This window comes from Streptomyces misionensis (genome assembly GCF_900104815.1).
Taxonomy (GTDB): Bacteria; Actinomycetota; Actinomycetes; order Streptomycetales; family Streptomycetaceae; genus Streptomyces; species Streptomyces misionensis.
The window spans coordinates 3,083,316-3,096,205 of the sequence record NZ_FNTD01000004.1; the positions used below are offsets into that span (position 1 = coordinate 3,083,316).

A 12,890-nucleotide genomic window follows, 5' to 3' on the forward strand; every position below is an offset into this window, starting at 1 on the left:
GCCGCGAGGGCCCCAGGGACGGGCGGGCGCCCCGGAGTACGGTCCTCCGGGGCGCCCGTCCACCTCCGTCTCAGCTCGTGGGCCAGGTCACCTGCGGCGACTTGTAGTAGCGGATGCCGAGGGCGTCCCAGCGCGGAGCCTGGGCGGCCAGGCGCACCTTGTAGGTGTCCCAGTCGTGGGTGGCCGCCGGCGACCAGCCCAGCTCGGCCGCGCCCGGCAGCCGCGGGAAGGCCATGTACTCGATGTCGGCGGACGTCTTCAGGGTCTCCGACCACAGGGGCGCCTCCACGCCCCTGACCGCCGACGCCGGCGCGCCCGGCAGATAGGCGCCGGGGTCCCAGTCGTACGACCTGCGCACCTCGACCAGGCCCGCCCAGGTGAGGCCGAGCTTGGTGTCCTTGGTGTACTTCATGTCCAGGTAGACCCGGTCGGCCGGGGACAGGATCAGCCCGGTGCCGTTGCGGGCGGCCCGTGCGACCTGGTCCTTCTCGGCCGCGCCGGTGCCGTCCAGGCCCCAGTACTGGGCGAGGGCGCCCTTGGCGGGGTGGGCGCCGGTGAGCTGGTGCCAGCCGATGACCGTCTTGCCGTACTTGGCGACGACCGGCTGCACCCGGTCCATGAACGTCACGTAGTCGGCGTGGCTGGTGGAGTGCGCCTCGTCGCCGCCGATGTGCAGGTAGCGGCCCGGGGTGAGCGCGGCCAGCTCCCGCACCACGTCGTCGACGAAGGTGTAGGTGACGTCCTTGGAGACGCACAGCGAGCTGAAGCCGACGCTGGTGCCGGTGTAGCGCGGGGGTGCCACGCCGTCGCAGTTGAGCTCGGCGTACGAGGCGAGGGCCGCGTTGGTGTGGCCGGGCATGTCGATCTCCGGGACGACCTCCACATAGCGGGAGGCTGCGTAGGAGACGATCTGCCGGTACTGCGCCTTGGTGTAGTAGCCGCCCTTGCCGCCGCCGACCTCGGTGGCGCCGCCGTAGGCCGAAAGGCGCGGCCAGGAGTCGACGGCGATGCGCCAGCCCTGGTCGTCGCTGAGGTGCAGATGCAGCTCGTTGACCTTGTACAGGGCGAGTTCGTCGATGTACCGCTTCACCTGGTCGACGCCGAAGAAGTGCCGGGAGACGTCCAGCATGGCGCCGCGGTAGGCGTAGCGGGGGCGGTCCTCGATGGTGCCGCCGGCGATCCGCCAGCTTTGCCGGCTCACTGTCTTCCTCTCCACGGCGGCGGGCAGCAGCTGACGCAGCGTCTGCACACCGTGGAAGAGACCGGCCGGGGTGTCCGCGGTGAGGGTGACGCCGTCGGGGCCGCTGTGCAGCCGGTAGCCTTCGGCGCCCAGGCCGCTCTTGGCCAGGTGGAGCCGGATGCCGCCGCCGCCGTGGTCGGTGAGCGGCAGCGGATAGCCGGTGGAGGGCCGCAGGATGCCGGTGAGATAGGCGCCGACGCGGCGGACCTCGGCCGAGTCGTCGACCCGGACGGCGGTACCCCGGGTGATGCGGTACGGCGCTCCGCCGGGGGTGACGGAGGCGGGGGCGGGGACGACCCGGTCCAGGGGGACGGGGGCCTGGGCGCGGGCGCCCGCGGCGGCGGCGCGCGCCTCGGGCGCGGTGGGGGCGGCGCCGAGGGCGAAGGCGCCGGCCGCCGCGACGAGCAGCAGCGAACCGAGAACGCGGCCGGTTCGGGGAGTCGAGCTGTGGTTCCGTCTCACATGCGCTCCCTTCGTATCTGGTCGAGACCACTCTCCCGCAGATCCGGTGAAACAATCCCGCTATGGCGGAAATCATCCAGAAGGACGGCACCTGGGTCTTCGACGGCGACGCCCTGCGGCTCACTCCGGGCCGGGACAAGTCGGTCGGGCCGCTGCGCCGGGAACTCGGCGAACTCGTGGTTCCGCTCGGCGCGTTGGCCTCCGTCTCCGTCGAGCAGGGCAGGAAGTCGGGGTGGCTGAGGCTGCGGCTGCGCGAGGGCGCCGACCCCCTGCTCCAGGCGACCGGCGGCCGGCTCGGCGAGGCCGACGACCCCTACCGGCTGACCGTGCGGCCCGACCGGTACGGCGTCGCCGAGTACTTCGCGGACGAGGTGCGCAACGCCCTGCTGCTGGAGGGGGTTTCACCCGAGCCGGTCTCCGGCTATCTGCTGCCGGGACCGCCGCTGCCGGTGTCCGCGTCCGCCGGGGACGGCAGCGCGTACTTCGACGGGGAGCGGGTGCGGCTGGAGTGGAACTGGAAGACCGAGGACGTCAAAGCCGAGACCGGTACCCGGACCCTCCCGCTCGCCGAGATCCTCGGCGTGGAGTGGCGGCCGGCGTCCGGGCTGGAGAACGGGCACCTGCGGTTCGCGGTGCGGGGCGCCCCGGTCACCCAACGGGCCAAGTACGACCCGAACGCCGTGGAGCTGTGGGGCTTCCGCAAGGACCCGCTGATGGCGCTGGTGGCCGCCGCCGTACAGGCACGGCTGCCGCACCCCTCGGCGCCGGGGTCCGCCGGCCACCGCGAGGAGCTGCCCGCGCCGCGGTCGGCGCCGCCGCCGGAGCAGGGGCCCGCACCGGAGCAGGGGGCCGCCGAGGACACCCACGACGCGCTGCTGCGCCGGCTGCGGGAGCTGGGCGAGCTGCGCCGTGACGGGGTGCTGACCGAGGAGGAGTTCACGCTGGCCAAGCGGGCGGTGCTCGACAAGATGTGAGGTGAGCCACAGGGCATGGGCGGGACTCCCCAGCCCCGCCCGGCCGTTGGCTGCCCGATATCGGGCAGGATTCTTGCGAAACCGTCTCCGGTACCCGAGGATCTACCGGGTGCACGACGAACTCGTAGATCATCTGATGCGATCCACGCCCCTGGCCAGGGGCGAGGCGCTGCGGGTGATCCAGGACGTGCTCGCCTACTTCGACGAGTCGACGGAGGACTTCGTCCGTCGCCGCCACCGCGAGCTCCAGGCCCAGGGCCTGGTGAACGCGGAGATCTTCGAACGGATCGGGGCGGACCTCAGATATCGAGCGGTGGCACCGCCCGAGCTGACGCTCAGGCAGCTGCGCCGCATCGTCTACGGCTAGGAATACCTGTCTATGTGCGGAATTGTCGGTTACATCGGGAAGCGTGACGTCGCCCCCCTCCTCCTGGAGGGCCTCCAGCGGCTGGAGTACCGCGGGTACGACTCCGCGGGCGTCGTCGTCACCTCCCCGAAGACGCCCGGCCTGAAGATGGTCAAGGCCAAGGGCCGGGTGCGCGACCTGGAGGCGAAGATCCCGGCGCGCTTCAAGGGCACCACCGGCATCGCCCACACCCGCTGGGCCACCCACGGCGCCCCCTCCGATGTGAACGCCCACCCGCACATGTCGGCCGACAACAAGGTCGCCGTCGTCCACAACGGCATCATCGACAACGCCGCCGACCTGCGCCGCAAGCTGGAGGCGGACGGCGTCGAGTTCCTCTCCGAGACCGACACCGAGGTGCTCACCCACCTCATCGCCCGCTCGACCGCCGAGAAGCTCGAGGACAAGGTCCGCCAGGCGGTCCGGCTGATCGAGGGCACGTACGGCATCGCCGTGCTGCACGCCGACTTCCCCGACCGGATCGTGGTGGCCCGCAACGGCTCCCCGGTCGTCCTCGGCATCGGCGAGAAGGAGATGTTCGTCGCCTCCGACATCGCCGCCCTGGTCATGCACACCCGCCAGATAGTGACCCTGGACGACGGCGAGATGGCCACCCTCAAGGCCGACGACTTCCGCACCTACACCACCGAGGGCACCCGCACCACGAGCGAGCCCACCACGGTGGAGTGGGAGGCCGAGTCGTACGACATGGGCGGCCACGACACCTACATGCACAAGGAGATCTTCGAGCAGGCCGACGCGGTCGACCGCGTGCTGCGCGGCCGGATCGACGACCGGTTCTCCACCGTGCACCTCGGCGGCCTCAACCTGGGCGCCCGCGAGGCCCGGCAGATCCGCCGGGTGAAGATCCTCGGCTGCGGCACCTCGTACCACGCGGGCATGATCGGCGCCCAGATGATCGAGGAGCTGGCCCGCATCCCCGCCGACGCCGAGCCGGCCTCCGAGTTCCGCTACCGCAACGCGGTCGTGGACCCCGACACCCTGTACGTCGCCGTCTCCCAGTCCGGTGAGACGTACGACGTCCTCGCCGCCGTGCAGGAGCTCAAGCGCAAGGGCGCGCGGGTCTTCGGCGTCGTCAACGTGGTCGGTTCGGCGATCGCGCGCGAGGCGGACGCCGGCATCTACGTGCACGCGGGCCCCGAGGTCTGCGTCGTGTCGACCAAGTGCTTCACCAACACCACGGTCGCCTTCGCCCTGCTCGCCCTGCACCTGGGCCGCACCCGCGACCTCTCGGTGCGCGACGGCAAGCGGATCATCGAGGGCCTGCGCAAGCTGCCCGGGCAGATCACCGAGATCCTCAAGCAGGAGGAGCAGATCAGGGAGCTGGCCGAGCTGTACGCCGACGCCCGCTCGATGCTCTTCATCGGCCGGGTCCGCGGCTACCCGGTCGCCCGTGAGGCCTCCCTCAAGCTGAAGGAGGTCTCCTACATCCACGCCGAGGCCTACCCGGCCTCCGAGCTGAAGCACGGCCCGCTGGCGCTGATCGAGCCGGCCCTGCCGACGGTCGCGATCGTCCCCGACGACGACCTGCTGGAGAAGAACCGCGCCGCGCTGGAGGAGATCAAGGCCCGCGAGGGCAAGATCCTCGCGGTGGCCCACCAGCACCAGGAGAAGGCCGACCAGACCATCGTCGTCCCCAAGAACGAGGACGAGCTCGACCCGATCCTGATGGGCATCCCGCTCCAGCTCCTCGCCTACCACACGGCGAAGGCGCTCGGCCGGGACATCGACAAGCCGAGGAACCTGGCGAAGTCGGTGACGGTCGAGTAAGCGGACCAAAAGGGACCCCCGTGCGCGGCGCACGGGGGTCCTTCGCGTGTCAGGGGATGACGATCACCGGCCGCCGCGCCCGGCGGGCGAGCCGCCCCGCGACGGAGCCGAAGATCCGGCCCACGATGCCCTGGGTGGAGCCGACGACGATCGCGTCCGCCTCGTACTCCCGCCCCACCTCTTCGAGTTCGTGGCAGATGTCCCCGCCGCGCTCGACCAGGATCCACGGCACCTCGGAGAGGTAGTCCGCGCAGGCCAGTTCGAGACCGAGGACCTCCGTGCGGTGGTCCGGTACGTCCACGAAGACCGGGGGCTCGCAGCCCGCCCACACGGTGGTCGGCAGCCGGTTGGCGACGTGCACGATGATCAGGCCGGAGTGGGAGCGGTGGGCCATGCCTATCGCATAGGCGAGGGCGCGCTCGCTGGAGGTGGAGCCGTCGAAGCCGACGACGACCCCGTGCCGGAAGGCTGGATCGCAGGATTGGCGTGACTCGTCCGCCGCCAGGGGATCGGCCGCCGTGGGATCGGCGACCGGCCGCTTGCGGTCCGCGGGTTCGAAGAATTCGTGACCGGCCATGGCTGTCTCGGCGTTGTGATCCTTTATGGGATGGACGACAGTGTGCAGCGGAGCTGTCCGGGAAACATCTTCCCCACCCCATACCCCCAAGGGTACGGCGGCACGCCTCCCGAGCCCAGATCCCTTGCACGCTCCGTAAGCGGTCCCCGACGTCCGTAGGGGTTCACCGGAGCATGCACGAGCCGCGCCCGTAACGCAATGCTCGCTGCCCCGTACAGGCGGTTTGCACGGGATTCACAGCCGCACGGCCGGTGACCGACCGGTCGGACGGGCGTTGAAGGGGGTGAGCCACCGCCACAGCGAGCCACGAGGCGCCACAGGGAGTACGAGATGCCCGGTCCCCGGACCGACGAGGAGCCCGCCGCGCCGGACAGCGCGAGCGAACTGATCCGCTGGGCCGCCTTCAGCTGCGTCCTCGTCCCCGTGGTCCTGGTCTGGTACGGCACCTCGCTGGCCGGTGCCACGGGCACCGCGCTGGGCCTGGCCGCCGTCACCGCCGTCTGCCGGCTGCTGCTGCGCCGCTCGGAGCGAGGTGCGCGAGGTGCGCGCGGCACCCGGGGCGCACGGGCGGGCCGGGGTGTGCGAGGGGGCCGGCGGGCGCGGGGAGCGCGCGGCGCACGGCGGGGGGCCGACGGCGCGGGCGGGGGCCACGGGCGCGGTGCCCGGCACGGGGGCGCACGCGGGGCGGACCGTTCCGGCGTGCAAAGAGGCGGACGTCACACGCGGGAGCGGACACCGGTCGACTGACCGGTTTCCACGCTTACAAGCGCTTCTTTTCAGCCAACTTCTGGTTCTCGCCCAAAGGTGCTCCTGACCACCCCTCAACCCCCGTTCCACCTGCACGGAAAGGGTCTGTGGGGCGCTGCGCACCCTACGCGCTTTGGCCACTGCCACGAGGCGCACTTCCCTGCACGGCTCGCGAGTGCAACCCTTCGTGATCGAATGCTTCACGCCAAGTTGTCATGTCGACAATGTGCCGCATTTGGAACTGGTCACCGTGTGTTCGCGGGACCCAGTAGATTCGATCTTGACTGTCTTACGGCGGGGGACTCGTGCAGGACCGAGGGGAAACGTGCAGGAGCGACACAACCGAGGAGCCGCGACCACCGAGGGGGGCTTAGCAGTATGAGCCACGACTCCACTGCCGCGCCGGAAGCCGCCGTCCGGAAGCTGTCCGGGCGTCGCCGCAAGGAGATCGTCGCGGTGCTGCTGTTCAGCGGCGGCCCCATCTTCGAGAGTTCCATACCGCTGTCGGTGTTCGGGATCGACCGCCAGGACGCCGGGGTGCCGCGCTATCGGCTGCTGGTGTGCGGCGGTGAGGAAGGACCCCTGCGGACCACGGGGGGCCTCGAACTCACCGCGCCGCACGGGCTGGAGGCGATCTCCCGCGCCGGCACCGTCGTGGTACCGGCCTGGCGCTCGATCACCGCGCCGCCGCCGGAGGAGGCGCTCGACGCACTGCGCCGGGCGCACGAGGAAGGCGCCCGCATCGTGGGGCTGTGCACCGGCGCGTTCGTGCTGGCGGCGGCCGGACTGCTGGACGGCCGCCCGGCGACCACCCACTGGATGTACGCGCCGACGCTGGCCAAGCGCTATCCGTCGGTGCACGTCGATCCGCGGGAGCTGTTCGTCGACGACGGCGACGTGCTCACCAGCGCGGGTACGGCGGCCGGAATCGATCTCTGTCTTCATATCGTGCGCACGGACCACGGCAACGAGGCGGCCGGTGCGCTCGCCCGGCGCCTGGTGGTCCCGCCGCGCCGGTCCGGCGGTCAGGAGCGCTATCTCGACCGGTCTTTACCGGAGGAGATCGGCGCCGACCCGCTCGCCGAGGTCGTCGCCTGGGCGCTGGAGCACCTCCACGAGCAGTTCGACGTGGAGACGCTGGCGGCCCGCGCGTACATGAGCCGCCGTACGTTCGACCGCCGGTTCCGCTCGCTCACCGGCAGCGCGCCGTTGCAGTGGCTGATCACCCAGCGGGTGCTCCAGGCGCAGCGGCTGCTGGAGACGTCGGACTACTCGGTGGACGAGGTGGCCGGCCGCTGCGGGTTCCGCTCGCCGGTCGCGCTGCGCGGGCACTTCCGCCGCCAGCTGGGCTCCTCGCCCGCCGCGTACCGGGCCGCCTACCGGGCCCGCCGGCCCCAGGGCGACAAGCCGGGTGAACCGGAGGCGGTCGGCGCACAGCCGCCGTCCGGTCAGCCGATGCCGTCCCCGGGCCTGCCGGGTCCCGGCCCGATGGGCTCGGTGCCCTCGGTGCTGCACCCGGAGCGGGACAGCGGGGTGCCGATCCAGAGCCGGCGCACCGCGGCGGCCGGGGCGGTGACGCTGCTCCCCGGGCCGCGCGCCGGAAGCTGACGGGTCCCGACGGTCGGGGAGCGGGGGCGGAGTCTTCGGGCTCCGCCCCCGCTCCCTTCCCCCCGGCTCCCCCGCGATCGCACACGGCTCCCCCGCGGTTCTGCCCCGCGGCCGTCCTCTCGACCGCGGCCGGTACCGACGCGGGGCATCCCAAACGCTCAGGTCCGCCTTAGGGTGGTCGCATGAACGATCGCATGGTGTGGATCGACTGCGAGATGACCGGCCTCTCGCTGTCCGACGACGCTCTCATCGAGGTGGCCGCCCTCGTCACCGACTCCGAGCTGAACGTACTCGGCGAGGGGGTGGACATCGTCATCCGCCCGCCGGAGCGGGCGCTGGAGACGATGCCGGAGGTGGTGCGTCAGATGCACACCGCGTCCGGGCTGCTCGCCGAGCTCCCGAACGGCACGACGCTCCAGGACGCCGAGGAGCAGGTCCTCGCGTACATCAAGGAGCACGTGAAGGAGCCGGGCAAGGCTCCGCTGTGCGGCAACTCGGTCGGCACCGACCGCGGCTTCCTGCTGCGGGACATGCCGACGCTGGAGGACTGGCTGCACTACCGGATCGTGGACGTCTCCTCGATCAAGGAGCTGGCCCGCCGCTGGTACCCGCGGGCGTACTTCAACAGCCCGGAGAAGAACGGCAACCACCGGGCCCTCGCCGACATCCGCGAGTCGATCGCCGAGCTGCGCTACTACCGCGAGGCCATCTTCGTGCCGCAGCCCGGGCCCGACTCGGACACGGCGCGGACGATCGCGGCCAAGCACGTGGTGCCGGCGAAGTAGTACGTCCGGGGGCCGTGGGGGGTGCGGCGCGAAAACCTGTGCGCGAGCACCCCTTCGGACCCTGTAGACTTCTTCTCGGCCGGTCGGGGAAACGACAAGTTCCCACACCGGTCGTGGTGGGTGTAGCTCAGCTGGTAGAGCACCTGGTTGTGGTCCAGGATGTCGCGGGTTCGAGTCCCGTCACTCACCCTGAACGATCAGCCGGTGATTCCGTCGCACGACGGGATCACCGGCTGTTTCGCGTCCGGCCCCCGCGTTCCGCCGGACGACGGCGCGACGGCCGCGACCCGCTCGACGACGATCACCCAGGGGTCGAGGCTCTCGTGCACCGCGTCCACGGCGCGGAGAGCCGTCGGATCGCCGCGGACCCGTCCCGCATCGCCTGCCGGCAGCCCGCGAGCACGTCCCCGCGACCCGGCCGCTCACGCCCGCACGGGCCGGACCGCCCGAGGCGCCCGAGGCGCCCGCTCAGGACGACGCCCGCGGCACCAGTTCCGTCGGCAGCACCGTGTGCCGCTGCCGCGGGCCGGTGCCGCCGGCCACCTCGGCCTGGAGCAGACTGATCATGGTCCGGCCCATCTGCTCGATGGGCTGGCGGACGCTGGTGAGGGGCGGGTCCATGTGGCGGGCGATGGCGGAGTCGTCGTAGCCGACCAGGGCGACGTCGTCGGGGATGCGGCGGCCCGCCTCGCGCAGCACCTGGCGGGCGCCGGCCGCCGTCACGTCCGAGCCGGCGAAGACCGCGTCCAGATCGGGGCGGCGCGACAGCAGGGCGGACATGGCCCGGCGGCCGCCCTCCTCGGTGAAGTCACCGGGTTCGACGAGGAGTTCGTCCGGCTCCTGGCCGGCCGCGCGCAGGGCGTCGCGGTAGCCGTCGACGCGGCGCTGGGCGCCGTACACGTCCGGGCGGCCGGTGATGTGGGCGATCCGGGTACGCCCCCGGGACAGCAGGTGCTCCACGGCCGCGCGGGCGCCGCCGTAGTTGTCCGAGTCCACCGAGGTGAGCGTCTCCGCGGCCGAGCGCGGGCCGCTGATCACCGCCGGGATCTCCAGCTGGGCCAGCAGATCGGGCAGCGGGTCGTCGGCGTGCACCGAGACCAGCAGGACGCCGTCCACCCGGTGGGCCGCCAGGTACTGGGCCAGCCGCCGCCGTTCCCGGTCGTTGCCCGCGAAGATCAGCAGCAACTGCGTCTCGGTCTCGGCCAGTTCGGCCCCCACCCCGTGCAGCATGTCGGAGAAGTACGGCTCGGCGAAGAACCGGGTCTCCGGCTCGGGCACCACCAGGGCGATGGCGTCGGTGCGGTTGGCGGCCAGGGCGCGGGCCGCGGTGTTGGGGACGTAACCGAGTTCGGCGACCGCCGCCTCCACCGCGGCGCGGGTCGCGTCGCTGACCCGGGGCGAGCCGTTGATCACGCGCGAGACCGTGCCGCGGCCGACTCCGGCCCGCGCGGCGACCTCCTCCAGGGTCGGCCGCCGGCCGCCCCGGCCCCGTCCACCGTTGACCGCCATGGTCGCGCCTCCCGTTCGCCGCCCTCAGGCCAGGAATGTAACAGCAGGGGCCGAACCGCCCCCGCGCCCATCGTCCCTCGCCGGGCCGGCTCCGTTGCCCCCCGCCCCCGGGAACGCGCAGGGGCGCGGCCGGGATCACGGCCGCGCCCCTCGGGCCCGTGGCCGGTCAGGCCCCCGCCTCGCTCACCGGCCGGCCGGCAGCGCGTTGTCGCGGATCACGCCGGCGTACCAGTGGGCGCTCGCCTTGGGGATGCGGCGCTGGGTGGGGTAGTCGACGTAGACGGCACCGAAGCGCTTCGAATAGCCGTAGGACCACTCGAAGTTGTCCAGCAGGGACCACAGGAAGTAGCCGCGGACGTCCGCCCCGTCGGCGATGGCCCGGTGCACCGCCTCCAGGTGGCCGTGCAGATAGGCGATGCGCTGCGGGTCCTCGACCCGGCCCTCGGGGGAGGCGTAGTCGTCGAAGGCGGCCCCGTTCTCGGTGACCATCAGCGGCAGCTGCGGGTGCGAGGCCGCGAGCCCGGTCAGCAGGGTGTGCAGCCCGTCGGCGTCGATGGCCCAGTTCATCGCGGTGAGCTGGTCGTTGGCGAGGTGGAAGGCGACGTCGTCGCAGCCGGTCCACGGGGAGTGCTCGCTGGCGCCGTGGCCGTCGTTCTTGGTGGTGCCGGCGCCCTCGGTGGCCAGGGAGACCACGGTGGGCGAGTAGTAGTTGACGCCGAGCACGTCGATCGGCCGGGAGATCTCCGCCAGGTCGCCGTCGTGCACCAGCTCGGACCAGTCGACGAGGTGCGCGGTGTCGGCGAGCAGGTCCTCGGGGTAGGCGCCGTCCAGGACCGGGCCGGTGAAGATCCGGTTGCCGACCGCGTCGATGCGGCGCGCGGCCTCGACGTCGGCCGCGCTGTCGGTCAGCGGGCGCACCTGGTGCAGGTTGAGGGTGAGGGAGACCTGCGCGGACGACGGCAGGACCGAGCGCAGTGCCCCGACGGCCTTGCCGTGCGCGAGGTTGAGGTGGTGCGCGGCGCGCAGGGTGGCGGCCGGGTCGGTGCGGCCGGGCGCGTGCACGCCGGAGCCGTAGCCGAGGAAGGCGCTGCACCACGGTTCGTTGAGGGTGGTCCACACGCCGACCCGGTCGCCGAGGGCGCGGGCCATGATCTCGGCGTACTCGGCGAACCGGTGCGCGGTGTCCCGGTGCGGCCAGCCGCCGACGTCCTCCAGCTCCTGCGGCAGGTCCCAGTGGTACAGGGTGGCGACCGGGGTGATGCCCGCTTCGAGCAGCTCGTCGGTGAGCCTGCGGTAGAAGTCCAGGCCGCGCTCGACGGCGGGGCCGCGGCCGGTGGGCTGGACCCGCGACCAGGAGACGGAGAACCGGTACGCCTTGAGGCCGAGGTCCTTCATCAGCGCGACGTCGTCGCGGTAGCGGTGGTAGTGGTCGGCGGCGATGTCACCGGTGTCGCCGTTGCGGACCTTGCCGGGGGTGTGGCTGAAGGTGTCCCAGATGGAGGGGGTGCGGCCGTCCTCGGCGGCGGCCCCCTCCACCTGGTAGGCGGCGGTGGCGGCACCCCAGACGAAGCCCGGCGGGAACGAGGTGCTCGACGCCTGCTGGGCACTGGTCTCGGGTCGTACGGCGGTCATGGTGAGAGCGCTCCCAAAGGTGGCGTGAGGAAGGGTACGGACGGTGGTCCGGCGGTGCGGGACCTGTGGTGGACGGGGGTCGGGGGAGGGAAAGGGCCGGGGCGTTGGTGAACGCCCGTCCGGTACGGCCCGCGCGCGGGGCGGGCCGGACAGTGTGCGGGTCGTACCGGACGGGCCGCAGGGGGCGGACGGCGGGACGTGCGGGGCGGGCCCGGCCGCGCGGGGCGCGGGCCCGCGGACCTCAGCCCTTGACGGCGCCCGCCATGATGCCGCCGACGATCTGCTTGCCGAAGACGATGAAGACGACCAGCAGCGGCAGCGTGCTGATCAGGGCTCCGGCCATGACGATGCTCTGGTCGGGGGTGTAGGAGGCGCTGAGCTGGCCGAGCGCCACCTGGATGGTCGGGTTCTCCTGGTTCAGCGCGAGGAAGGGCCAGAAGAAGTCGTTCCACGCCTGTACGAAGGTGAGCATGCCGAGCACCATCATCGCGGGCCGGGCCGCGGGCAGGACCACGTTCCAGACGATGCGGATGTTGTTCGCCCCGTCCACCTTGGCCGCCTCGATCAGCTCGTAGGGCAGGGCCTCCAGCAGGTACTGGCGCATGAAGAAGACACCGAAGGCGCCGACCAGGGTCGGGAAGATCACCGACTCCAGCTTGCCGCCCCACCCGATGTCGGACATCAGCATGAACAGCGGGACCACGCTGAGCTGCGGCGGGATGGTCAGGGTGGCGATGACCGCGGTCATCAGCACGCCACGGCCGCGGAAGCGCATCTTGGCGAAGGCGTACCCGGCGAGGGTGCAGAAGAACAGGGTCGCGACGGTGATGCAGCCGGCCACGATCACGCTGTTGACGATGGCCTTGCCCAGGTTTGCCTGCTCCCAGGCGGCCTGGAGGTTGCTCCACAGCCTGCCGCCCGGTATCAGCGGGGGCGGGGTGTCCAGGACCCGCTGCTGGTCGTGCGAGGCGGCCACCAGCGTCCAGTACAGCGGGAGGATCGAGCCCAGGCCGACGACGACGAGCGCGATGTAGGTGAACGGGCCGCCCTTGAGCTGCTGGCCGGCGCCGATCTTGAAGCGCCGGCGGCCCTTGCCCTCGTGGGCGAGGATGTCCGGCGCGGCGGTGTTGGTGGGACTGATCGTGGTCATCGATATCGC

Annotated in this window: 12 protein-coding genes and 1 tRNA gene; 7 read left to right on the plus strand and 6 right to left on the minus strand. The window is 72.1% G+C overall.

All coding sequences use genetic code 11. The features are described from left to right. Nucleotides 1–70: 70 nt before the first annotated feature. Nucleotides 71–1,702, minus strand: coding sequence for a beta-N-acetylhexosaminidase (locus BLW85_RS15640; protein ID WP_074992376.1), 1,632 nt, complete (start codon nucleotides 1,700–1,702; stop codon nucleotides 71–73). A 62-nt stretch (nucleotides 1,703–1,764) separates the two neighbouring features. On the opposite strand from BLW85_RS15640, the gene BLW85_RS15645 reads away from it, so the two are divergent. From BLW85_RS15645 to glmS, 3 genes are all read left to right on the plus strand, one after another. Next, nucleotides 1,765–2,676, plus strand: a complete 912-nt coding sequence (locus BLW85_RS15645) for a DUF4429 domain-containing protein (protein ID WP_074992377.1) — start codon at nucleotides 1,765–1,767, stop codon at nucleotides 2,674–2,676. Nucleotides 2,677–2,785: 109 nt separating this feature from the next. Further along, nucleotides 2,786–3,043, plus strand: coding sequence for a hypothetical protein (locus BLW85_RS15650; RefSeq protein WP_070027392.1), 258 nt, complete (start codon nucleotides 2,786–2,788; stop codon nucleotides 3,041–3,043). 12 nt (nucleotides 3,044–3,055) lie between these two features. Further along, entirely contained in the window at nucleotides 3,056–4,873 is a 1,818-nt protein-coding gene (gene glmS, locus BLW85_RS15655) for a glutamine--fructose-6-phosphate transaminase (isomerizing) (RefSeq protein WP_070027391.1), read from the plus strand. Nucleotides 4,874–4,922: 49 nt separating this feature from the next. Here glmS and BLW85_RS15660 read toward each other — a convergent pair whose 3' ends face one another. Further along, complete coding sequence (locus tag BLW85_RS15660) at nucleotides 4,923–5,450, minus strand: universal stress protein (RefSeq protein WP_070027390.1); 528 nt, start codon at nucleotides 5,448–5,450, stop codon at nucleotides 4,923–4,925. Between the two features lie 330 nt (nucleotides 5,451–5,780). On the opposite strand from BLW85_RS15660, the gene BLW85_RS15665 reads away from it, so the two are divergent. From BLW85_RS15665 to BLW85_RS15680, 4 genes are all read left to right on the plus strand, one after another. Beyond that, on the plus strand, nucleotides 5,781–6,197 hold the full coding sequence (locus BLW85_RS15665; protein ID WP_079172342.1) for a hypothetical protein: 417 nt from the start codon (nucleotides 5,781–5,783) through the stop codon (nucleotides 6,195–6,197). 378 nt (nucleotides 6,198–6,575) lie between these two features. Then, nucleotides 6,576–7,805: a helix-turn-helix domain-containing protein gene (locus BLW85_RS15670; protein WP_070027389.1), complete on the plus strand. Its 1,230-nt coding sequence runs from the start codon at nucleotides 6,576–6,578 to the stop codon at nucleotides 7,803–7,805. A gap of 182 nt (nucleotides 7,806–7,987) precedes the next feature. Then, a complete protein-coding gene (orn, locus tag BLW85_RS15675) occupies nucleotides 7,988–8,590 on the plus strand; it encodes an oligoribonuclease (protein WP_070027388.1) in 603 nt (200 codons plus the stop codon). Between the two features lie 116 nt (nucleotides 8,591–8,706). Beyond that, a tRNA-His gene (locus tag BLW85_RS15680) sits at nucleotides 8,707–8,779 on the plus strand. Between the two features lie 8 nt (nucleotides 8,780–8,787). Here BLW85_RS15680 and BLW85_RS39410 read toward each other — a convergent pair. From BLW85_RS39410 to BLW85_RS15695, 4 genes are all read right to left on the minus strand, one after another. After that, the gene (locus BLW85_RS39410) at nucleotides 8,788–8,928 is read right to left on the minus strand and encodes a hypothetical protein (protein ID WP_167381410.1); all 141 of its coding nucleotides are present in this window, start codon (nucleotides 8,926–8,928) and stop codon (nucleotides 8,788–8,790) included. A gap of 130 nt (nucleotides 8,929–9,058) precedes the next feature. After that, a complete protein-coding gene (locus tag BLW85_RS15685) occupies nucleotides 9,059–10,099 on the minus strand; it encodes a LacI family DNA-binding transcriptional regulator (protein ID WP_074992378.1) in 1,041 nt (346 codons plus the stop codon). 183 nt (nucleotides 10,100–10,282) lie between these two features. Continuing rightward, nucleotides 10,283–11,731, minus strand: a complete 1,449-nt coding sequence (locus BLW85_RS15690; RefSeq protein WP_070027386.1) for a GH1 family beta-glucosidase — start codon at nucleotides 11,729–11,731, stop codon at nucleotides 10,283–10,285. A 241-nt stretch (nucleotides 11,732–11,972) separates the two neighbouring features. Further along, complete coding sequence (locus BLW85_RS15695) at nucleotides 11,973–12,881, minus strand: carbohydrate ABC transporter permease (RefSeq protein WP_070027385.1); 909 nt, start codon at nucleotides 12,879–12,881, stop codon at nucleotides 11,973–11,975. Nucleotides 12,882–12,890 lie beyond the last annotated feature (9 nt).

Excerpts from the sequence above, each read along its gene's own strand:
- BLW85_RS15645 (WP_074992377.1), top strand. The coding sequence starts at position 1,765 with ATGGCGGAAATCATCCAGAAGGACGGCACCTGGGTCTTCGACGGCGAC.
- glmS (WP_070027391.1), top strand. The coding sequence starts at position 3,056 with ATGTGCGGAATTGTCGGTTACATCGGGAAGCGTGACGTCGCCCCCCTC.
- BLW85_RS15660 (WP_070027390.1), bottom strand. The coding sequence starts at position 5,450 with ATGGCCGGTCACGAATTCTTCGAACCCGCGGACCGCAAGCGGCCGGTC.
- BLW85_RS15665 (WP_079172342.1), top strand. The coding sequence starts at position 5,781 with ATGCCCGGTCCCCGGACCGACGAGGAGCCCGCCGCGCCGGACAGCGCG.
- BLW85_RS15670 (WP_070027389.1), top strand. The coding sequence starts at position 6,576 with ATGAGCCACGACTCCACTGCCGCGCCGGAAGCCGCCGTCCGGAAGCTG.
- orn (WP_070027388.1), top strand. The coding sequence starts at position 7,988 with ATGAACGATCGCATGGTGTGGATCGACTGCGAGATGACCGGCCTCTCG.
- BLW85_RS15685 (WP_074992378.1), bottom strand. The coding sequence starts at position 10,099 with ATGGCGGTCAACGGTGGACGGGGCCGGGGCGGCCGGCGGCCGACCCTG.
- BLW85_RS15690 (WP_070027386.1), bottom strand. The coding sequence starts at position 11,731 with ATGACCGCCGTACGACCCGAGACCAGTGCCCAGCAGGCGTCGAGCACC.
- BLW85_RS15695 (WP_070027385.1), bottom strand. The coding sequence starts at position 12,881 with ATGACCACGATCAGTCCCACCAACACCGCCGCGCCGGACATCCTCGCC.